This is a genomic window from Sphingobium sp., from assembly GCF_033795625.1.
Taxonomy (GTDB): Bacteria; Pseudomonadota; Alphaproteobacteria; order Sphingomonadales; family Sphingomonadaceae; genus Sphingobium.
This window is the reverse complement of record NZ_JARYGI010000014.1, coordinates 38,980-58,270: the sequence shown is the minus strand read 5'-3', so window position 1 is coordinate 58,270 and position 19,291 is coordinate 38,980. Positions and strand designations below refer to the sequence as shown.

Annotated in this window: 22 protein-coding genes; 8 read left to right on the top strand and 14 right to left on the bottom strand. The window is 60.3% G+C overall.

Features of this window, described 5'->3' with window-relative positions; translation table 11 throughout:
• Window positions 1-14 precede the first annotated feature (14 nt).
• A complete protein-coding gene (gene pdhA, locus QHC67_RS09280; protein WP_319293596.1) occupies window positions 15-1,094 on the top strand; it encodes a pyruvate dehydrogenase (acetyl-transferring) E1 component subunit alpha in 1,080 nt (359 codons plus the stop codon).
• Window positions 1,094-2,503 (top strand): pyruvate dehydrogenase complex E1 component subunit beta, encoded by a 1,410-nt coding sequence (locus tag QHC67_RS09275; RefSeq protein WP_319293594.1) that lies wholly within the window; start codon window positions 1,094-1,096, stop codon window positions 2,501-2,503. The genes pdhA and QHC67_RS09275 overlap by 1 nt, the downstream gene beginning before the upstream one ends.
• Here the strand turns inward: QHC67_RS09275 and QHC67_RS09270 are convergent.
• From QHC67_RS09270 to QHC67_RS09260, 3 genes are read right to left on the bottom strand one after another with little or no spacing between them, the layout of a single operon-like run.
• Complete coding sequence (locus tag QHC67_RS09270) at window positions 2,495-3,181, bottom strand: TadE/TadG family type IV pilus assembly protein (protein WP_319293592.1); 687 nt, start codon at window positions 3,179-3,181, stop codon at window positions 2,495-2,497. The genes QHC67_RS09275 and QHC67_RS09270 overlap by 9 nt on opposite strands.
• Window positions 3,178-3,774, bottom strand: coding sequence for a TadE/TadG family type IV pilus assembly protein (locus tag QHC67_RS09265; protein WP_319293590.1), 597 nt, complete (start codon window positions 3,772-3,774; stop codon window positions 3,178-3,180). Before QHC67_RS09265 ends, QHC67_RS09270 begins: the two co-directional genes overlap by 4 nt.
• Window positions 3,771-5,363, bottom strand: coding sequence for a TadE/TadG family type IV pilus assembly protein (locus QHC67_RS09260; RefSeq protein WP_319293589.1), 1,593 nt, complete (start codon window positions 5,361-5,363; stop codon window positions 3,771-3,773). Before QHC67_RS09260 ends, QHC67_RS09265 begins: the two co-directional genes overlap by 4 nt.
• A gap of 107 nt (window positions 5,364-5,470) precedes the next feature.
• Between QHC67_RS09260 and QHC67_RS09255 the strand changes: the two genes are divergently transcribed.
• Both QHC67_RS09255 and QHC67_RS09250 read left to right on the top strand, forming a co-directional pair.
• Window positions 5,471-6,109 carry a squalene/phytoene synthase family protein gene (locus QHC67_RS09255; protein WP_319293587.1) on the top strand — a complete coding sequence of 213 codons (639 nt, stop codon included), beginning with the start codon at window positions 5,471-5,473 and terminating at the stop codon, window positions 6,107-6,109.
• A gap of 56 nt (window positions 6,110-6,165) precedes the next feature.
• The gene (locus QHC67_RS09250) at window positions 6,166-6,630 is read left to right on the top strand and encodes an EF-hand domain-containing protein (protein ID WP_319293585.1); all 465 of its coding nucleotides are present in this window, start codon (window positions 6,166-6,168) and stop codon (window positions 6,628-6,630) included.
• Here QHC67_RS09250 and trmFO read toward each other — a convergent pair.
• The 8 genes from trmFO to QHC67_RS09210 all read right to left on the bottom strand — a co-directional run bounded on the left by trmFO (window position 6,627) and on the right by QHC67_RS09210 (window position 12,624).
• Entirely contained in the window at window positions 6,627-7,988 is a 1,362-nt protein-coding gene (gene trmFO / locus QHC67_RS09245; RefSeq protein ID WP_319293583.1) for a methylenetetrahydrofolate--tRNA-(uracil(54)-C(5))-methyltransferase (FADH(2)-oxidizing) TrmFO, read from the bottom strand. The two genes, QHC67_RS09250 and trmFO, sit on opposite strands and share 4 nt — an antisense overlap.
• Before the next feature lie 45 nt (window positions 7,989-8,033).
• Window positions 8,034-8,381 carry a DUF952 domain-containing protein gene (locus tag QHC67_RS09240; RefSeq protein WP_319293581.1) on the bottom strand — a complete coding sequence of 116 codons (348 nt, stop codon included), beginning with the start codon at window positions 8,379-8,381 and terminating at the stop codon, window positions 8,034-8,036.
• Between the two features lie 10 nt (window positions 8,382-8,391).
• Window positions 8,392-9,210 (bottom strand): arginyltransferase, encoded by an 819-nt coding sequence (locus QHC67_RS09235; RefSeq protein ID WP_319293580.1) that lies wholly within the window; start codon window positions 9,208-9,210, stop codon window positions 8,392-8,394.
• A gap of 139 nt (window positions 9,211-9,349) precedes the next feature.
• The gene (locus QHC67_RS09230) at window positions 9,350-9,622 is read right to left on the bottom strand and encodes a hypothetical protein (RefSeq protein ID WP_319293579.1); all 273 of its coding nucleotides are present in this window, start codon (window positions 9,620-9,622) and stop codon (window positions 9,350-9,352) included.
• A 157-nt stretch (window positions 9,623-9,779) separates the two neighbouring features.
• The gene (locus tag QHC67_RS09225; protein ID WP_319293578.1) at window positions 9,780-10,811 is read right to left on the bottom strand and encodes an RcnB family protein; all 1,032 of its coding nucleotides are present in this window, start codon (window positions 10,809-10,811) and stop codon (window positions 9,780-9,782) included.
• A gap of 190 nt (window positions 10,812-11,001) precedes the next feature.
• A complete protein-coding gene (locus tag QHC67_RS09220) occupies window positions 11,002-11,496 on the bottom strand; it encodes a GAF domain-containing protein (protein ID WP_319293655.1) in 495 nt (164 codons plus the stop codon).
• A gap of 46 nt (window positions 11,497-11,542) precedes the next feature.
• Window positions 11,543-11,950 (bottom strand): alternative ribosome rescue aminoacyl-tRNA hydrolase ArfB, encoded by a 408-nt coding sequence (gene arfB, locus QHC67_RS09215; RefSeq protein ID WP_319293577.1) that lies wholly within the window; start codon window positions 11,948-11,950, stop codon window positions 11,543-11,545.
• A 2-nt stretch (window positions 11,951-11,952) separates the two neighbouring features.
• Window positions 11,953-12,624 (bottom strand): RNA pseudouridine synthase, encoded by a 672-nt coding sequence (locus QHC67_RS09210; protein WP_319293575.1) that lies wholly within the window; start codon window positions 12,622-12,624, stop codon window positions 11,953-11,955.
• A gap of 83 nt (window positions 12,625-12,707) precedes the next feature.
• Here QHC67_RS09210 and QHC67_RS09205 point away from each other — a divergent pair, with 83 nt between their 5' ends.
• Window positions 12,708-13,724, top strand: a complete 1,017-nt coding sequence (locus tag QHC67_RS09205; RefSeq protein ID WP_319293573.1) for an acyltransferase family protein — start codon at window positions 12,708-12,710, stop codon at window positions 13,722-13,724.
• Here the strand turns inward: QHC67_RS09205 and wrbA are convergent.
• Together wrbA and QHC67_RS09195 are read right to left on the bottom strand one after the other, a co-directional pair.
• A complete protein-coding gene (gene wrbA / locus QHC67_RS09200; protein ID WP_319293571.1) occupies window positions 13,679-14,278 on the bottom strand; it encodes an NAD(P)H:quinone oxidoreductase in 600 nt (199 codons plus the stop codon). The genes QHC67_RS09205 and wrbA overlap by 46 nt on opposite strands.
• A gap of 79 nt (window positions 14,279-14,357) precedes the next feature.
• Entirely contained in the window at window positions 14,358-15,095 is a 738-nt protein-coding gene (locus QHC67_RS09195; protein ID WP_319293568.1) for a pirin family protein, read from the bottom strand.
• A 112-nt stretch (window positions 15,096-15,207) separates the two neighbouring features.
• Between QHC67_RS09195 and QHC67_RS09190 the strand changes: the two genes are divergently transcribed.
• Both QHC67_RS09190 and ctrA read left to right on the top strand, forming a co-directional pair.
• Entirely contained in the window at window positions 15,208-16,101 is an 894-nt protein-coding gene (locus QHC67_RS09190; RefSeq protein ID WP_319293567.1) for a LysR family transcriptional regulator, read from the top strand.
• Between the two features lie 155 nt (window positions 16,102-16,256).
• On the top strand, window positions 16,257-16,964 hold the full coding sequence (ctrA, locus tag QHC67_RS09185) for a response regulator transcription factor CtrA (RefSeq protein ID WP_319293565.1): 708 nt from the start codon (window positions 16,257-16,259) through the stop codon (window positions 16,962-16,964).
• A gap of 74 nt (window positions 16,965-17,038) precedes the next feature.
• On the opposite strand, the gene QHC67_RS09180 is transcribed toward ctrA, so the two are convergent.
• A complete protein-coding gene (locus QHC67_RS09180) occupies window positions 17,039-18,340 on the bottom strand; it encodes a UDP-glucose/GDP-mannose dehydrogenase family protein (protein ID WP_319293563.1) in 1,302 nt (433 codons plus the stop codon).
• A 264-nt stretch (window positions 18,341-18,604) separates the two neighbouring features.
• Here QHC67_RS09180 and QHC67_RS09175 point away from each other — a divergent pair, with 264 nt between their 5' ends.
• Window positions 18,605-19,249, top strand: coding sequence for a peptidylprolyl isomerase (locus QHC67_RS09175; protein ID WP_413818515.1), 645 nt, complete (start codon window positions 18,605-18,607; stop codon window positions 19,247-19,249).
• The last annotated feature ends 42 nt before the right edge of the window (window positions 19,250-19,291 follow it).

Here is a 19,291-nt window from a genome sequence, read left to right as displayed (position 1 = left end):
GAAGGGTTCCTCCTTTGGCCAAATCAGCTACGCCACGCGCTGCACCTGCAAAGCGGGCGGCAAACAAGTCAGCACCGGCGCCAGCCGACCATAATCGCGAACGTCCTGACACGCCCAAAGATTACGAGGCGAGCAAGGAAGAACTGCTCGAATTCTATCGTCAGATGGTGTTGATCCGCCGCTTCGAGGAAAAGGCGGGGCAGCTTTATGGTCTCGGCCTGATCGGCGGCTTCTGCCATTTGTACATCGGCCAGGAAGCCGTGGCAGTCGGCATTCAGTCGGCGCTGGAGCCCGGCAAGGACAGCGTGATCACGGGCTATCGCGATCACGGTCATATGCTTGCCTATGGCATCGATCCAAAGGTCATCATGGCGGAACTGACCGGCCGCGCGGCTGGCATTTCCCGCGGCAAGGGCGGGTCGATGCACATGTTCAGCGTCGAGCATAAATTCTACGGCGGCCATGGTATCGTCGGTGCGCAGGTCGGCCTCGGAACCGGCCTTGGCTTCGCGCACAAGTACAACGATGATGGCGGCGTGTGCGTCGCCTATTTCGGAGACGGCGCGTCCAATCAGGGCCAGGTCTACGAGAGCTTCAACATGGCCGAGCTGTGGAAGCTGCCGATCATTTTCGTGATCGAGAACAACCAATATGCCATGGGCACGTCGGTCAATCGCTCCTCCGCAGAGGATCAGCTGTATCGCCGTGGCGAGAGCTTCCGTATTCCGGGGCTACAGGTGAATGGCATGGATGTGCTGGCGGTGCGCGGCGCGACCGAAGAGGCCCTGGCCTGGGTAAAGGCGGGCAAGGGACCGATCCTGCTGGAGATGAAGACCTACCGCTATCGCGGTCACTCCATGTCCGACCCGGCGAAGTATCGCAGCCGTGAGGAAGTGCAGGAAATGCGCGACAAGTCCGATCCGATCGAAGGCGCTAAAGCCTATCTGTTGAAGGCGGGCGTCGGCGAGGACCAGATCAAGAAGATCGACCAGGACATCCGCAAGATCGTCGGTGAAGCGGCCGACTTTGCCGAATCCTCGCCGGAGCCCGAGGCGGGCGAACTGTATACCGACGTGCTGGTGGAGCAATATTAATGGGTATCGAAATCAAGATGCCGGCGCTGTCGCCCACGATGGAAGAGGGCACGCTGGCCAAGTGGCTGGTCAAGGAAGGCGACGAAGTGAAGTCGGGCGATATTTTGGCAGAGATCGAAACCGACAAGGCGACGATGGAATTCGAAGCGGTCGATGAAGGCAAGATCGGCAAGATCATGGTGGCCGAAGGCACGGACGGCGTGAAGGTCGGCACCGTCATCGCGACCATGGCGGGCGAAGGCGGCGAAGCTGCGCCCGAAGCCAAGGCGCCCAAGGTCGAGGAAAGTGCGCCGCCTGCCGCGCCCGAAGCAGCTCCGGAAGCGCCCAGGAAAGCGGAGAGTGGCACGTCGAAGCTTGCCACGGAAGCAAAGCCCCAAGTTGCCGACCCTGCCATTCCGGAAGGTACCGAATATGTGAAGGTGACAGTCCGCGAAGCGCTCCGCGATGCGATGGCCGAGGAAATGCGGGCTGATGAGCGCGTGTTCGTGATGGGCGAGGAAGTCGCGGAGTATCAGGGCGCGTATAAAGTGACGCAGGGCCTGCTCGACGAATTCGGCCCGCGCCGGGTGATCGACACGCCGATCACCGAATATGGTTTCGCCGGTGTCGGCACGGGCGCGGCGATGGGTGGATTGCGCCCAGTCATCGAGTTCATGACGTTCAACTTCGCGATGCAGGCAATCGACCATATCGTGAACTCTGCGGCCAAGACCAACTATATGTCCGGCGGCCAGATGCGGTGCCCGGTCGTGTTCCGCGGACCCAACGGCGCCGCCAGCCGCGTCGGCGCGCAGCACAGCCAGAACTACGGGCCATGGTATGCGAGCGTGCCGGGTCTGATCGTCATCGCGCCTTATGATGCCGCCGATGCCAAAGGGTTGCTTAAAGCCGCGATCCGTTGCCCCGACCCGGTCGTCTTCCTGGAAAACGAACTCCTCTACGGCCGTACCTTCGACATCCCCAAGCTCGACGACTACGTCCTGCCGATCGGCAAGGCGCGGATCATGCGCGAAGGCAAGGACGTGACGCTGGTCAGCTACTCGATCGGCGTCGGCCTTGCGCTGGAAGCCGCCGAGACTTTGGCGGACGAGGGGATCGAGGCAGAAGTCATCGACCTGCGCACGTTACGCCCGCTCGACACGGCGACAGTGCTGGAGAGCCTGAAGAAGACGAACCGCATCGTGGTGGTCGAGGAAGGCTGGCCGACCTGCTCGATCGCATCGGAGATCGCTGCCGTCGTAATGGAAAAGGGCTTCGACGATCTGGATGCGCCAGTGCTGCGCGTCACGAACGAAGATGTGCCATTGCCCTACGCCGCGAACCTGGAGAAAGCGGCGCTGATTGACACCGCGCGGGTCGTGGATGCGGCGAAGCGGGTTTGTTACAGACAGAAATCACCTTTAGGCTGAATAGTAGCCGCAGGTAGATAGCGCCGATCCTGTCAAATTTAGCCCATTCTGGAGAGTTTGTAGCGTTCGATCTCGAACTGAGAATGCAGATGAATATTGGATGGTGCGTGCGCCGAAGAAGATGTCCGACATGATAGGTTTATAATCATAGAAAATTTGGACGATTACGACTGGGTTGCCTGGAGTAGCTGAAACTTGTGCCCCGGCCGCACCTATGCCGCTAGTCAATATCTGACTTGCGGTGCCTATGGTCTGTGCTGCCGGGACGTTCTTTGTTCCCTTGCAGCGTTGCCATGTAATTATTTGGTCGTCGGTAGGTGTAGCGGTAGCGGCGTTGTCTTCTACCGTTGATATGATGATCCGTCCGCGTGAGGTCAGATCAAGCGACCCGGCTGAAAATTTGGCGCCTGTGATGACGTCGTTGATATCATTCTCGTCGATCCGATCCCGGACGCGCGCAACGCCATCAGCGATCGAACTAGTGATGGCGCTAATGCGCGCATTGGTGATTGCCAGGTTTGCAAGCTCCGCCCCGCCGAAGGTAAGCAGGATCAGAAACGGGAGTATCAGAGCGAACTCAATCAGTGCCAGTCCGCTCTGGCTTTCCCTTAGCCGGTCGATGGTGTGATAGGGTGTTCTCTTTACGTCAACGATACGCGAGGCGGTGAGCGTTCTCATTTTCCGCACTCCACGGGAGGATCGACCACACCTGCATAAGGTTCATTACGCATGAAAGTCTCGCGAGAGATCGTCACAGAATTTCCCATCCCCATAAGTTGAGGAAGCGGAGATAGACGGTTGTATGTCGCGGTTATTTTATAGCGGACCACATCCTCGGCCGTGCCGATACCCGCCGCGCCCTGACTAGCGGAGTCATATAGGCCATTGCGGTTATCGTCGATGAAACAGTCGGGTCCGCTCTTGTCATAAACGCCGTTCCCATCCACGTCGGTCGTCAGCTTCTCGGGTTTGCCGATCTTGTTGTACGTCAGGAAATTCGCAGAGCTTATCTGCAGATTGGTGCCACTCGCTATGCTGTTGAGTTGGCTCCGAACATAGGTTTCAATGGTGGATGCGGAGGCACCTTCCAGCGTAGCCTTTCTTGCGGCGGCATTCGTGGTGCCTTGTACAACTGCAGTCGCGTAGGATTGATAAGCAAGATCGAGAGAGCCAAGTACGAGGAATATCAGTGGCGCAGCAACGACTGCGAATTCGACGATGGTTACGCCGTCGCGACTCTGCGCAATCCGCTTGATTACGAAGGGGTTCACTCACCGAGCCTTAGATTGCCGACTTTGTCAGATATCCGCTTGAAGGCGTTGGCTAGGTCAGTGGTGTCGCTAACGGGAATATATTGACTGCTATTGGTGGCGCAGGCCTTTACTTCAGCGTCTGGGGCTGTTCCTGCAAGAACACCGATGACCCATATATCAACATTATATGGGCTGGACTTTGCTTTTGCACATATTAGCTGTAAGCGGCGTCTATGAATCAATTCCAACGCGTTGTCTTGCGTGCCAGTTGCGGCCGTTCTTCCAGCATATCTGGCGACGCCATACGCTGTGTATGCTTCTCTAAAGGCCTGATAATTACCGTCCGTCATTAGAACAATGGTGCGGCGAACCTTCACGTTGTTGAATTTGTCCAGGTTATCAGAACCGAAAATTCCGTCGTTTGCGATCATCCGTAGGCCCCAAATCATACCGATATCGTGGTATGTGCCGCCGTCGCCTTGGACGATTGTATCTACCTGCGTATCGAACGCAGATTGACTATCCCAGGCCTGCATAGCGACGGCAGGCTTGGGGCAGGCAGTCATGTAATAGGCCGTATTATAGTCCCGCTCTCCTGACGTCGAAAAATCGTAAGGTGCCCAACGAGTGGCGTCGCTATCGGGCTTCTTCGCAATATCAAGATCCCAGGCGTCCGAGGGTATTGTCGTGCTGGTAGCGGTAATTGCCGTGGATGTACTACGCTCCTCGATGCAGCCCGCCCAAGTGCTGTCGAGCCAAGCTGTGCTCCAGTTGGTCGCTGCCTTGAGATTGCCGCTACTATCCCTGTATTGATAGGACGAACGAATATACGTTGTGTCTTTCGCCCGGATCAGCTTGCCCACGTTTACTGTAATGGAAAAAGGCACAAATCCTATTCTCATCCTAAGTTTTTTCGCCTCAAGCGCAATCTGAGCCGGGCGTAGATCAGCATAGAGTTTTTTTAACGCATCTCGCATTTCTAGCATTTTGGACTTTTTGAGCCCGTCGGTTTTTTTTTCGGTTTCCAAGGCAGTGCAGGTGGAATCATTTAGATAGCAGTTCATCGAGGCAGTAGTGTCGAGCACCAGCATCAGGTCGGTGTTGACGTAATATTCCTCGGCCAAACACTCGGCGCTTGCACGGAGTTCGTTGATGCCCACGATCTGCAACAGGGTCGTGGGTACCGTCGTAGTAGCTTCCATACGAAGCTGGCCATCATCGAGCCGACTCGACACATGATTGGCAGCGGTGCTGTCCGTCGTGGACATAACGGCCGATCCCATCAACTGATTGGGGAAGTTGAAGTTGAAATACCGCAATGCTTCCGCTTTGTCGGCAGCCGTCAACGTGCTTCCGCTCATCGACCGCCGCCCCGCCAATGCGCCAGCATCGCAAGCTTGCTGCATGCGAGCCTTTACCAAGTAGGTACGGCTGAAATCTACGGCTGCCCCTACCATGCCCGTCAACGGAATAAGCGCCGCGGCGACGATCGCGAGCACATTGCCTGTTTGATTGTGCAGTAATCTGTTCAAATAGCCGATTGGCTTTGCGGAAACCCGGTCCAAAGCCATAGCATTCGATTGAAGTGCGACACCCCGATGGGCCATATGATCCTGCCTCACTCGGCCTAAAGATCAGCAGCTATATGAGAGTGGTGGTTAAGATTGCGTAGCTTTCTCGCCAGTAAGGGTTTGCATTGGAAGATCGAAAAGTCATGGGGCTAGCGAAAGAGACACTAGGGCCACTCAATCAATTGCTTATCGCCTACAGTGGCAGTGCACAGAGAACGGCCCACGCATTGCTCTGGGCTTACGATGCCCGCTTGGCGGATATCGTGCGGACGACGCGGGAGCCTATGGTGGGGCGGATGCGGCTTGCGTGGTGGGATGAGGTTTTGCGGGACGAAAGCGGCGTGAAGGGGAGGGGGGATCCTCTGGTAGATGCGTTGCGGGAGCAACCGGGGATTATGGCTGCGCGCGACGACATGTTGGCGATGATCGACGGGTGGGAAGTGCTGCTCGACCCCCTGCCGCTGGATGAGGATGCGCTTCGGAGTTACGCATCCGGGAGGGGCGGGGGATTGTTCCGCGCGCTCGAGGCTGGTGCCGATCCACATGCAGGCGCACTGTGGGCGCTCTGGGATCTGTCGGGGCATATCGGTGACGAGACTACGGCGCAGCGCGCGGTGGAGGTGGCGCGGAGTTACCTTCCGGTGCGGATGCGTGGCGGGAAGGCTGTGCGGCTGGCAACGGCGCTGGCGCGACATGACATCGCGCGGGGAGAGCGGGGGCCGAGGGAGATGACGCCGCGGCTCTATGCGCGATTGCTTCGGATGGCAGTATTAGGGCGCTGAGTGCTTGGCTTTGCTGTCGCCGAACGATAACGGTCAGTCGCGAAGGGGGCAAGTTCATGGGGCGTTATCTGGCAGGCATAGCGGCGGGGTTGCTGTTGACGGCGGCGGCTTTGTTCTGGTGGCAGAGCCGAAGCCAGGCGACTGCCGAAGCGGAGCCGATACCTATGCCCGTTGCGGCGATTGTGGATGACAGCCTGCCTGAGGGGGACGAGAACGCATTTGGTGCAGCGCCGCCTATGCCGGCAAGCGCCTCCCCTGCAAGCCGGGAGCAGCGACGCTTTGCGCGCTATGATCGCAACCGTGACGGTATCATCACGCGGCAGGAGATGCTGTCTACCCGCACGAAGGCGTTCAAGGCGCTCGACAAGGACGGCGACAACCTGCTCTCGTTCGAGGAATGGGCCGTTGCGACGAGCGAGCGCTATGTCGCCGCCGATGCCGACAAGGACGGAAAGGTGACGCCGCCGGAATTCGCCGCGACCGCGCCAAAGGCGAAGCCGAAAGCGGCGTGTCGATGCTAGGCGGGTTGCAGCACCGGCAGGTCTCGCATCCATTCCGTCAATGCCTCTCGGGCGCGTAAGGTCATGGCTTCCTTGCGCTGTTTCTTCTTCGTATCGTTCATGGGCGGGAAAAGGCCGAAGTTGACGTTCATCGGCTGATAGCTCGCCGCGTCCGCGCCGCCAGTGATGTGGCTGAGGAGGGCGCCCAGTGCAGTTTCGGCGGGCGGGGCCGGGACCATCCGTCCGGTGAGGTCGGCTATGGCGAACAGGCCAGCCAGCAACCCGACTGCGCTGCTCTCGACATAGCCCTCGCAGCCGGTGATCTGCCCGGCGAAGCGGATATGCGGCGCAGCCTTCAGGCGCAACTGCTGGTCGAGAAGTTTGGGGCTCTGGATGAAGGTGTTGCGGTGGAGGCCGCCCAGCCGCGCAAATTCGGCGTTTGCCAGGCCGGGGATGGTGCGGAAGAGCCCCACTTGCGCGCCATGCTTCATCTTGGTCTGGAAACCGACCATGTTCCATAGCGTGCCCAGGGCATTATCCTGCCGTAACTGCACGACGGCATAGGGCCATCGGCCGGTGCGAGGATCGTCCAGACCCTTGCCCTTCATGGGGCCATAGCGCAGGGTTTCGGGGCCGCGTTCCGCCATGACTTCGATGGGCATGCAGCCTTCGAAATAGGGCGTGTCCTTTTCCCACTGCTTGAAGTCGGTCTTCTCCGCGTCGATCAAACCTTGGACGAACGTCAGATACTGATCCTTGTCCATCGGGCAGTTGATATAGTCGCGACCGTCCCATTCGGGATTGTCGGGGTCGATGGTGCCCTTGTCCCAGCGGCTGGCCATCCAGCAGATGTCCATGTCGATGCTGTCGCGATAAACGATGGGCGCAATGGCGTCGAAGAAGGCAAGTGAGTCCATGCCAGTGGCCGCGCCGATGCTTTGCGCCAGCGTCATGGCGGTAAGGGGGCCAGTGGCGACGATGGTTGCGCCTTCCGCCGGCAAGGTGTCGATGCGTTCGCGGACGATCTCTACATTGGGATGATCGAGCAGGGCGCGGGTGACGCCTTGCGAGAACACATCGCGATCGACGGCCAGCGCGGAGCCCGCAGGGACCTTGGCTTTGTCCGCCTCGGTCATGATAAGCGAGCCGAGCGAACGCATTTCCTGATGGAGCAGGCCCACCGCATTCTTGTCCGCGTCATCCGAGCGGAAGCTGTTGGAGCACACCATCTCGGCCAGCGTATCGGTCTGGTGCGCGGGGGTCGTGTCGCCGCTGCCGCGCATTTCGGACAGGCGGACCTTGACCCCAGCCTGCGCGAGTTGCCATGCGGCTTCCGATCCCGCAAGGCCGCCGCCGATAATGTGAACCTGATATGTCATGGCGCCGACATAGGCCAGCACCGCGGAATGGCAAGCGCGGGGGCTTCAGAAACCTGCGGGGAACTCGTGCTTGCCGTCGCTGTCGAGGCGCAGGACGACGTGCTTGGTCACTGCGCCGAGCGGCAATGGCTCGTAAAGGTGCGGGAATAGCTGGCCGCCGCGGGATTCTTCCCACTTCACATGTTCGCCCAAGGGTACGAGATCGATCATGGCAAGAACGATGTTGTCCTGCCCGGCGAAATGCTTGGCAGCGGTTTCGGCTGCTTGCTCCTGCGTGGAGAGATGGATGTAACCATCCTCCAGATCGGCGGGGGACCCGGCGAAATAGCCATCCGCGCGAAGCTGGGCGAACTGATCTGCAGTGAGAATCTTATAGGCGAACATATCAGGCATGGCGGCGCTCCTATTTTCGGAAGGTGCCGTGCAGTTCTACCGGCAGGGGTGGCTCGTCACGATTGGCGGCTTCGCGGATCGCGTCCGATTGCTCGTCGGGATCGAAACGCGTCCAGCCAGTGCGACCGAGCCGTTCGAGCGGACGGTAACGGACCTTATATTCCATGCGCTGCGACCCTGAGACCCAATAACCAAGGTAGACATAGGGCAGTCCCGCACGTCGGGCGCGCAATATATGATCCATAATGATGAAGTTACCCAGGCTGGGGCGCGTTTCCAGCGAGGGATCGAAGAAGCTGTAGATCATCGATAGGCCATCGGCCTGACGATCGGTGAGGCAGGCGCCGACCAGGCGGCCGGGGCGGCCGTCCATGCCCGGTTCACGATATTCGATAACGTGGCTGTCCACCGGCGTCTGCTCGACCATGTCAGCATAGTCCATCTCGTCCATCTCGGTCATGCCGCCGCCGGGGTGACGCGAATGAAGATAATGCTGGAGCAGGGCATATTGCTCCTCCGTCGACCATGGCTTGCAAGCCGTGACGACCAGATCTTCGTTCCGGCGCAGGAGCCTGCGCTGCGTGGCATTAGGGCGAAATTCGTCCGTGACGACTCGAACCGAAACGCAGGCCGAGCAGTCCGCGCAACTTGGGCGATAGGCGACGTTCTGGCTGCGGCGGAACCCGATGCGGCCAAGCGCGTCGTTCAGTTCCGAAGCGTGATCGCCGGATAGCTCCGTGAACACCTTCCGCTCGCTTTTGCCCGGAAGATAGGGGCAGGGACTGGGGTTGGTGACGAAAAAGCGGGGAAAGCGAAAAGGGGCGCTCACTGCATTCCCGTCCTGTCGTTGCGACCCGGCAAAGGGGTGGTTGAATCGTTAATTTGTTATGGCGTGGCCGGGCGCGGATTAAAAGTCTCTTTACCACGAATGCACATGAAGGGCGATGGTTCGATATGAGAAGCGCCGTTCAAACGGGCTTCCAGTGCCACATGTCGCGCTGACGGCCCCAGTGCAGGAGAGTGTCTCGGTCGATCTCCAGCGACCATTGCCAGTTCGGCTCAGCATCGATCAGCGAATGAACGACTGCATCGATCGTCTCGCGGTTTTGCGCGATCAGCTCCTTGGCGTCATCGGAGCCGCCGAAAGTCTGCCGCAACAGCTCCAGCGCATCGCCCCGTATCAAGAGCGGAAGCGCGCGACCCTGCGTTTCGAAAGTCGTATAAGCGTCGGCATAGACCATTGCGAGCCCGATATGGGCTTATGAACGCTAATGACAGAGCGAAATGGTGCCCTGGTCGCTGAGCGCACCTTTTTTGTCGGCAATTCGCTGGCCGCCCGTTCCTAATAGTCGGTGGCGGCTAACGATTAATCGATGTTCCGCGTAACAGGCCGGCCCTTCAGCATGCGCATTTCGTCTTGCGCCGCGCCATGTGCCGCCTTCCGGGTGCCCGCACAGTCACATAGGAGACGGTTTCCGTGTAGGTCGGTGCCGAGGGCGTGATGGTGATCGTCGTGACGGAGGGCGCCGGGTAGTAGTAACCGCCCGAGATATATCCGCCCGGCCCATAGCCACCTACTGCCGGAGGCGCCCAGTGCGGCGGCGCGTAGCTGCCTTCCACATCGCCTTCGAAGCGCCCTTCATATTCGCCGGTATAGGTGCTGCCGTCTTCGCGTGTCCAGGTGCCGGTCCAGCGGCCGTCATAGGCCGTGTCATAGGTGACGCCGCGCTCGTGGCGCGAATGCTCGTGATGCGGAGGCGGAGGGCCGCGATCGCGCCCATGATCGGGTCCCCGGTCCCAGCCGTCATTCTCCGCCCAGTCCGGGCCCCTGCGCGGACGATCCTCGGCCTTGTCGATCGCGGCTCCGGCAATTGCGCCCGCCGCTGCGCCCACAACCGTGCCGACCGTGCGATTGCCGCGTCCTGCAATGACGTTGCCTGCAAGGCCCCCGGCGACGGCACCGATGGCCGCGCCGCCTAGGCCATTGTCGCGGCGTTCGGTATATTGGGGCTGATCATCGGCATATCCGCCCTCATAATTTTCCCAGCGGATGCCGCTGCGGCTGTCCACGACACGTCCGTAGCTATCGGTCAGCACGGCATCGTCATAGTAGCGCGACCAGCCATAACCGCTTGGCGGCGTCGGCAGGCCGTAGATCGCATAGTTGCCGATATAGAAGTCCGGTTGAATCCAGTAGCGTGGCAAAGTGAAGCCCCGCGCCGGACGACGATAGGAAACATAGCCGCCGGGAGCGCGCACGCCGCCGTGCCAGCGTCCCTGGATGCGCTGACCCCAGCGCGGGCTTGTCCGTACGGCAGTCGTTCCGGGTGTCGTCTTGGCGGCAGCGCTGCCGGGCGTCTGGGCGAAGGCAGGAACAAGTCCGCCTGTCAGCACCATCGCGGCTAGGCCGGGGATCATGAGGGTCCGCATCGTTAACACTCCCAGTTTCGTCTGCCCGTTCCAATTGCAGGAAGCGACCGGGCGATGACGGCATTGTTAACGAGCGATTTAGCACCCAGATCCCCAGACTTCCAAGGATTCCAGCGGCCATGTCTGTGCCGAAACGAGCCAACTATGTCCTTTTTACGGGGCGTTTGTGCCATAATTTCGGGGAAGATGGTTAACCGGCTTCGGCTAACCGTGGCGCGATCTTCGCGATCAGCTTTTCCAACCCTTGGACATCTTCCGAGTCGAAGCGGGCAGGTAGCGGGCTGTCGAGATCCAGCACGGCGATAACTCGGCCCTCATGGATGACCGGCACCACCACTTCCGATCGTGAAGCCGCGTCGCAGGCGATATGGCCAGGGAAGGCGTGGACATCCTCGACGCACTGCGTCTCTCGCATGGCGGCAGCGGTGCCGCATACGCCCTTGCCGACGGCGATGCGGATGCAGGCTGCCTTGCCCTGAAATGGACCTAGGACCAGTTCGCCCTCGACCATGCGATAAAAGCCTGCCCAATTGAGATCCGGCAGATATTGCCAGAGCAGCGCCGACAGGTTTGCCATGTTGGCGATGGCGTCGCTCTCGCCACGCGTCAGCGCATCGGCTGCGGAGTGGAGGTCGGCATAGAGCGCGGCCTTGTCGGCTGCGTCAGGAGGCTTGAGATCGAACATGGCAGGAATGTAGGATGCTACACGCGGATAGTCCACGCTTGCGCGGTCAGTCGAAGGACACTTTGCCGCGTCCCTGCTTGACGCTGCTGCGGGATTTCTTCGCGTCGACGCGGCGAGCCTTTGCAGCGCGGCTGGGCTTGGTGGCGATGCGGCGGGCGTCGCGCTTGAAGGCTTCGGCGATCATCGCCTGCACCCGCTCGCGAGCGTCGGCGCGATTGGCCTCCTGCGTGCGGAAGCGCTGGGCCTGGATGACGAGTACCCCGGTCGAGGTCATGCGCGACCCGGCGAGTTCCTTGAGCTTGCGCCAGGCATACAGCGGCAGTCCGAGCCGGAAGGTGTCGACGCGCAACTGAACGGCGGTCGCGACCTTGTTGACGTTCTGGCCGCCCGGTCCACCGGCAGTGATGAAGCGCTCCTCCAGCGCGTCATCTGGCAGGGCGAAGGGCGTTTCCATGATCAGTCGGGAAGCATGTCGGGCGTGAAGCCCGCTTCGATAAAGTGCGGCGGGAGCGGCGCGGTCGCTTCGACCGGCGGTTTGTTGGCGCGCGCTATGGACAGGTAACGGCTGTGGAGCAGCATCGCGCCATCGTCCGGCGTGCCGTAGATCGGGTCGCCGACAATGCCGAAGCCGATGCCGTGTAGGGCGTGGACGCGTATCTGGTGCGTGCGCCCGGTCGTGGGCGCGAAGCTGACGAGCGACCGTCCATCCTTCTGCGCGAGCAGCGTCCAGCGCGTGAGAGCAGGCTTTCCTTTCGCATCGGGGACCATGCGCCAGCCTTCCTCGGCGCTGCTGGTCTTCTTCAGCGGAAGGTCGATCTCCCCGCTTTCCTCGGTGGGCACGCCTTCCAGCACCGCGAGATAGGTCTTCGCGACCTGCCCATTCTCAAACGCCTGCGCGAAGCGTTTGTGCGCCTTCGGATTGCGCGCCAGCAGCAAACAGCCTGACGTGTCGCGATCCAGCCGATGCACAGCCAGCGGCCAACGCTGAAATCCGAACTTCAGGGAATCGAGATGGTTCTCCAGGCTCAGCGACCCGTCGCGTGGGGGATCGACCGGCAGGCCCGCAGGCTTGTCGAGGATGATCGCTTCGCCATCGATGAAGAGGACGCGGTCGGCAAGCAGGGTCAAGACGGGTTCCGATGGCAGGAGTAAAGGGCGATTGACGCCGTTGCCGGTTCCTATAGGCATTCGGCAGCAAAGGGGGAAGACCAATGGCTGAGGGCGCAATGCCACGCGAGCGGCTGGAGTGGGTCGACGCGGCGAAGGGTATAGGGATCATTGCCGTGATCGTCGGCCATATATGGACCAGCGGGCCAGTTCGCGATGCCGTCTATGCCTTCCACATGCCGCTGTTCTTCCTGATTTCCGGATATCTCTTCAAGCCGCAGCCTCCGTTAACCTTGGCACGAAAACTGCTGGCGACGCAGGGGCTTGGCTATGTCGCGTGGCTGGTGCTGATTGTCCTGTTCGACATATGGATCGAGGGCGTGAGAGGCTTGCGGCCGATCTTCCACAACTGGCCAGCCGATCTGTGGAGGATCGCTTTCGGCGGCTCGGAATTGCGCGGGCCGTTCACTGTCTTCTGGTTCGTGCCCTGCCTGCTGGTTGCGCGTATCCTGTGCAGCGCAATCGGAACGCGCTTTCCAGAGAAGCGAAGCTGGCCATGGTTCGGGCTCATGACGATCAGCTTGGGCATCGCCTATGCGGCAGGCAGTGCCACGGATGTTTCGCCGCTCGGGCTACTCACAGTGCCCATGGCGTTGGTGTTACTGTGGGCCGGATGGCTACGGCGCGGCGTGGAGTGGAAGCACTGGATGTGTGCCGTTTTGTTCGTTCTCGCAGCGACCACATTGCTATTTGGCCCATCGCTTAACATGAAGGCGGGAGATTATGGCTGGCCGTTGCTGTCCATTGCTGGAGCCGTCGCCATCTCGTTCCTGATTTTCCAATCCGCCCGGTGGCCGGTCCTCGGCTCGGCCGCCATGCGGGGCGTCGGGGCGGCATCGCTGACGATAATGTATCTGCATGTGCCGGTCGCGCATTACCTGACGCCCCATCTGGGTAAACCGGCTCTGTTCGGCGCGGCATTGCTGCTACCGCTCGGCCTTCATTATCTGCTGAAGTCGAACAAAGTCACCGCGCGGCTGCTTCTGGGTATCCAGAGCACCCGCGCAGAGCCTGTTCAGCCGTGGAGCTTGGCCGCAACTTCCGCCACCCGACGGCCCTGATAGCGAGCGCCTTCCAAATCGATCTGCGTCGGCTGGCGACTGCCGTCCCCTCCTGCAACGGTGGTAGCGCCATAAGGTGCGCCGCCGACGATCTCTTCGTTGCTTGCCTGACCGGCATGGCCGTAATCAAGACCGACAACCGTCATGCCGAAGTGCAGCAGGTTGGTGATGATCGAGAACAGCGTGGTTTCCTGCCCGCCATGTTGCGATGCCGAGGAGGTAAATGCCCCGCCGACCTTGCCATTCAGCGCACCACGCGCCCACAGGCCGCCACCTTGATCCAGGAACGCCGCCATCTGGCTGGACATGCGGCCAAAGCGGGTGCCGGTGCCGATAATGATCGCGTCGTAATCCGCCAGTTCCTTGATCGACGCGATTGGCGCGGCCTGATCGAGCTTGAAGTGATTGGCGGTGGCTATGGCCTCTGGCACGGTTTCGGGAACGCGCTTGACGTCTACAGTGGCACCGGCGTCGCGAGCGCCCTCTGCTACTGCATTAGCCATGGTTTCGATGTGGCCATAGGTCGAGTAGTAGAGCACGAGAACTTTTGCCATCGGGTATTCCTTTCAAGAGATAGTGAGTCCGTCCGCGCCCGCAGGGAGGGGGCTGGGCGCGGACGGCGGAGGACGCGTGTTACTGGCTATCGACCAGCACCACTTCGCTGTCCTCCAAGGCTTCTATAACGATCGCGCCGCCGCCGCGTATGGCCGCTCCGTCGCGTGCTTCAAACAGTTCGCCGTTGATGCGGACCTGGCCTGTCGCAGGCACGAGATAGGCGTAGCGGTCTTCGGCAAGGTCATAGGTCAATGTTTGACCGGCCTGAACCGTGGCGCCCAGCAGCCGGGCATCGGCCCGAATACGCAGGGCATCGGCATCGCTGTCATAGCCGCTGGCCAGAACTGCGAACTTGCCCGAGCGACTGTCCTTCGGAAACGGCTTGGCGCCCCAGCTCGGGGCACCTCCGGCAGCGCGGGGTAGCACCCAGATCTGGAACAGGGTCGTGGTTTCGCTCTCCAGATTATATTCCGCGTGGCGAACGCCCGTGCCTGCGCTCATCACCTGGACATCGCCAGCCCCGGTGCGACCTTCGTTGCCCATGCTGTCCTTGTGGGTGATCGCACCCTTGCGGACATAGGTGATGATTTCCATGTCGCGATGGGGATGCGGCGGAAAACCGCTGTTCGCGCCGATCTCGTCATCATTCCATACGCGGATGTTGCCCCAGCCCATCCGGGCGGGATCGTAGTAGTCGGCGAACGAAAAATGATGCCGCGCATTCAGCCAGCCATGGTCGGCATGACCGATCGAAGCGAAGGGGCGGCGTTCGACTGTTGCGCGACGGGTGTCCTTAAGAGTCACAGTGTCAGTCATGACGTTTTCCTTTCCGACCTTGCCTAGTGCTCAGCCTTCAATCTTGATTTCCTCCGATATAGCCGTCACGATCGTTTCATAAATGAGCAGCTATGAAACGGATTGTTTCATTATGCGCCTACCCGACTTTGAAGCCTGGGCCATGTTTTCGGCGGTGGCCGAACACCGCAGTTTCACCGATGCAGCGCGAGCCATGTCCGTTTCCAAGGCGACAGTGTCCAAAGCGATCACCCGGCTGGAGCAACATCTGGACACAAGCCTGTTCAGCCGCACCAGCCGCCGTCTCACGCTGACGGAAAGCGGGCGCAGGCTTGCCGATCATGCATCGCGGATCATGGTGGAGGGATTAGCTGCGGAGGAAGCCGCGCGGGAGGAGATCACCGAACTTGCAGGCATTGTGCGCTTGGGGGCGCCGATGAGTTTCGGGTTGACGCGAGTCGCGCCGCTTCTTGCCGAGTTCATGGCGCTCCATCCCGCCATCATCATCGATCTTAATCTTTCGGACGAGCGGATCGACCTGGTCGAGAGCGGCCTTGATGCGACGCTTCGGATCGCGGCGATGCCGGACAGTTCGCTGCGGGCTCGACGGCTTTGCGACGTTCGGGGCCATTATGTCGCGTCACCAGGCTATGTGGAGAGGAAGGGGTTGCCGACACACCCCTCGGATCTCAGCGATCATGATTGTCTTCTCTATACGAACATACCCAACCCTGAAACCTGGCGCTTTAGCAGGGCGGGGGGCGAGACCGTGGCGGTGCAGCCGCGGACCCGCATGATGACGAACAGCGGAGAAGCAATGCTGCCTGCGCTTCGTGCAGGCATCGGCATCACCTATCTGCCCGACTTCATCATCAACGAAGATCTGGCGAACGGCTCGCTGATTTCGATTCTCGAAGAGTGGCAAGGTGCGCCCATCGGCCTGCACCTGGTCACGCCGCCCTCGCGACTCCGGCCTGCCCGTGTCGAAGCGTGCCTGGATTTTCTGGCGCTCAGACTTGCGCAGTGAGCAAGCGCCGGAATATCCGTAAAAAAGATACGTTAATATTTCTAGGGGTTATCCGAAAATTAACCTTTTACGTTCAGAAACAATTTGGTTAAGAAATTCAAATGCGACCGTCCTGATAGGGGGCGAATTCGTAAACCTTTCAAAGGGGCTGCATAATGCGCGTGCTGCTGATCGAAGACGAGCCGACGACCGCAAGGGCGATCGAGCTGATGCTGACGACCGAAGGTTTCAATGTCTACACGACGGATCTTGGCGAAGAGGGCCTCGATCTTGGCAAGCTGTACGATTACGACATCATCTGCCTCGACCTCAACTTGCCCGACATGCATGGCTATGACGTGCTCAAGAAGCTGCGTGCAGCCAAGGTGCAGACGCCGGTACTGATCCTTTCGGGCATTGCCGAGATGGACAGCAAGGTGCGCAGCTTTGGCTTCGGCGCCGACGATTATGTGACAAAGCCCTTTCACCGTGACGAACTGGTGGCGCGCATCCATGCCGTGGTCCGCCGGTCCAAGGGGCACAGCCAGTCAGTCATCCGCACCGGAAAGCTCGCTGTCAATCTCGACGCCAAGACTGTCGAAGTCGATGGCAACCGGGTTCACCTGACCGGCAAGGAATATGCCATGCTGGAGCTGCTTTCGCTCCGCAAGGGCACGACGCTCACCAAGGAAATGTTCCTGAACCACCTCTACGGCGGGATGGATGAGCCGGAATTGAAGATCATCGACGTCTTCATCTGCAAGTTGCGCAAGAAGCTGGCGCTGGCCTGCAGTGGCGACAATTATATCGAGACGGTTTGGGGCCGCGGCTACGTGCTGCGCGATCCCGATGAAGATGCGGAACTGGAAGCGCGCGTCGCCTGAGAAGGCTTGACGCTGCACGGATAGGACCGTTTGGGCGAGGCCCGGCGATCTTGGATCGCCGGGCCTTTCGCGTTTTAGCGGCCGACGCCGTGATAGGTGAAGCCCGCGCTTTCGATCATGGCGCGCGGATAGACGTTCCGTAGATCGACGATCAGCGGTTGCGTCAGTAATTGCTTGATACGTCCCAGATCCAGGGCGCGGAAAGCGTCCCATTCCGTCGCGATCACCAGAGCGTCTGCACCGTCCGCCGCATCATAGGCGCTCTTGCAATAGACGATCTTGGGCAGCAGGGTTTTCGCCGGTTCCATGCCTTCAGGATCGTAGGCGCGCACGATGGCGCCCGCATCTTCCAGCGTCTGGGTGATGGCGATGGCGGGGCTGTCGCGCATATCATCTGTATTGGGCTTGAAGGTGAGCCCGAGCAGCGCCACCGTCTTGCCGCGCACTTCGCCGCCCAGCGCCGCGATGACCTTGCGGCCCATGGCGCGCTTGCGGTTGTCGTTGACGGCGACGACGGCCTCCACGATCCGCTGCGGAGCGTCATAATCCTGGCTCGTCTTCAGCAGCGCCAGCGTGTCCTTGGGGAAGCAAGAGCCGCCATAGCCGGGACCGGCGTGCAGAAACTTCGAGCCGATGCGATTGTCGAGACCAATGCCGCGGGCGACATCCTGAACATCTGCGCCGACCTTCTCGCACAAATCCGCGATCTCGTTGATGAAGGTGATCTTCGTTGCGAGAAACGCATTACCCGCATATTTGGTGAGTTCTGCGCCGCGGCGGCTCATCTCGATCAACGGCGACTTGTTGAGGTATAGCGGGCGATAGACCTGGCGCATGACTTCCAGCGCGCGCGGGTCGTCGCCGCCGATGACGATGCGGTCGGGACGCTTGAAGTCGTCGATCGCCGCGCCTTCGCGCAGGAATTCGGGATTGGACACAACGGCGAAATCCGCTTCGGGATTGGCTTCACGGATGATCCTTTCGACCTCGTCGCCCGTACCCACGGGCACGGTCGACTTGTCGACTATGACCGTGAAGCCCTTGATCGCATGGGCGATCTCTTCGGCAGCGGCGTACACATAGGAAAGGTCCGCATGGCCATCGCCGCGGCGTGAGGGGGTGCCCACGGCGATGAACACCGCATGGGCATCCTTGACGCCGTCCGTAAGGTCGGTGGTGAACCGGAGGCGGCCCGCAGCGACGTTGCGCGCGACCAACTCGTCCAGACCGGGTTCGAATATCGGCATACGGCCTGCCAGCAGCGCCGCTATCTTGTTCTCGTCCTTGTCGACGCAGACGACATCATGGCCGAAATCCGCGAAGCAAGCCCCGGACACTAGGCCGACATAGCCTGAACCGATCATTGTAATATGCATGACAAGACCTCGATAATGTTATGTGATGGCGAGATGGTGCCGTGGAGGAGACGGTTGGCGACGGAGTGTCGCTTCCGATGAGGTAGGAGTGGTTTGGCGATAGGGGCTGTGAACTGCAGTCTGGCCAATCCTCAAGGGTGAAAAAATGGTGCACCGCAAAATACAGCGCATGGCCGGTAGCACAAGAGCCATTTTGGTTATACTTCTCCAGGCGCCCCTCTCCTCGGAGGAAAACGGGCTACCTCCTTGGGTAAGGATCGACACATGCTGCGCCTGGCAACCCTAATTCTGCTGATGATATGCCCCCTGACAGTTGCGCATGCGCAACAGCCTCCAGCTACCTCGGCCAGCGCGCCGACACCGCAAGATAAGTTAGTACAGGTGCGTATCGAAACCTCCGAAGGCTCGATTGTGCTGTCGCTGGATTCTGCCCGCGCTCCGATAACTACAGCAAACTTCTTGCGTTATGTGGACCAGAAGCGGCTGGACGGAACGTCCTTCTATCGCGCGCTGAAAGTGCCGGGCTGGCCCGACCTGGGCTTTGTTCAGGGCGGCACACGCAATGATCCGAAGCGCGTGCTCCCGCCGATCGCCCATGAACCTACCACCACGACAGGCCTGACGCATCAGGCCGGGACGATCTCCATGGCCCGCTATGCGCCTGGCAGCGCCAACGGCGACTTCTTCATCACGCTCGGGCCAATGCCGTCCATGGATGCGCAAGCGTCGGGGGAGGGCGATATCGCCGGGTTTGCCGCCTTCGGTTCAGTCGTCGAGGGCTTGGACGTGGTCCGCAAGATCCTCGCTGCACCCACGTCTCCGACCGACGGCGAAGGCGTGATGAAAGGGCAGATGCTCAGCCCCGTGGTCAAGATCCTGAGCGTGCGGCGTGTCGATCCGGCAAAGTAGCTGAAGGTTATTCAAGGATAGATGCCTTCATAATCGGGACGG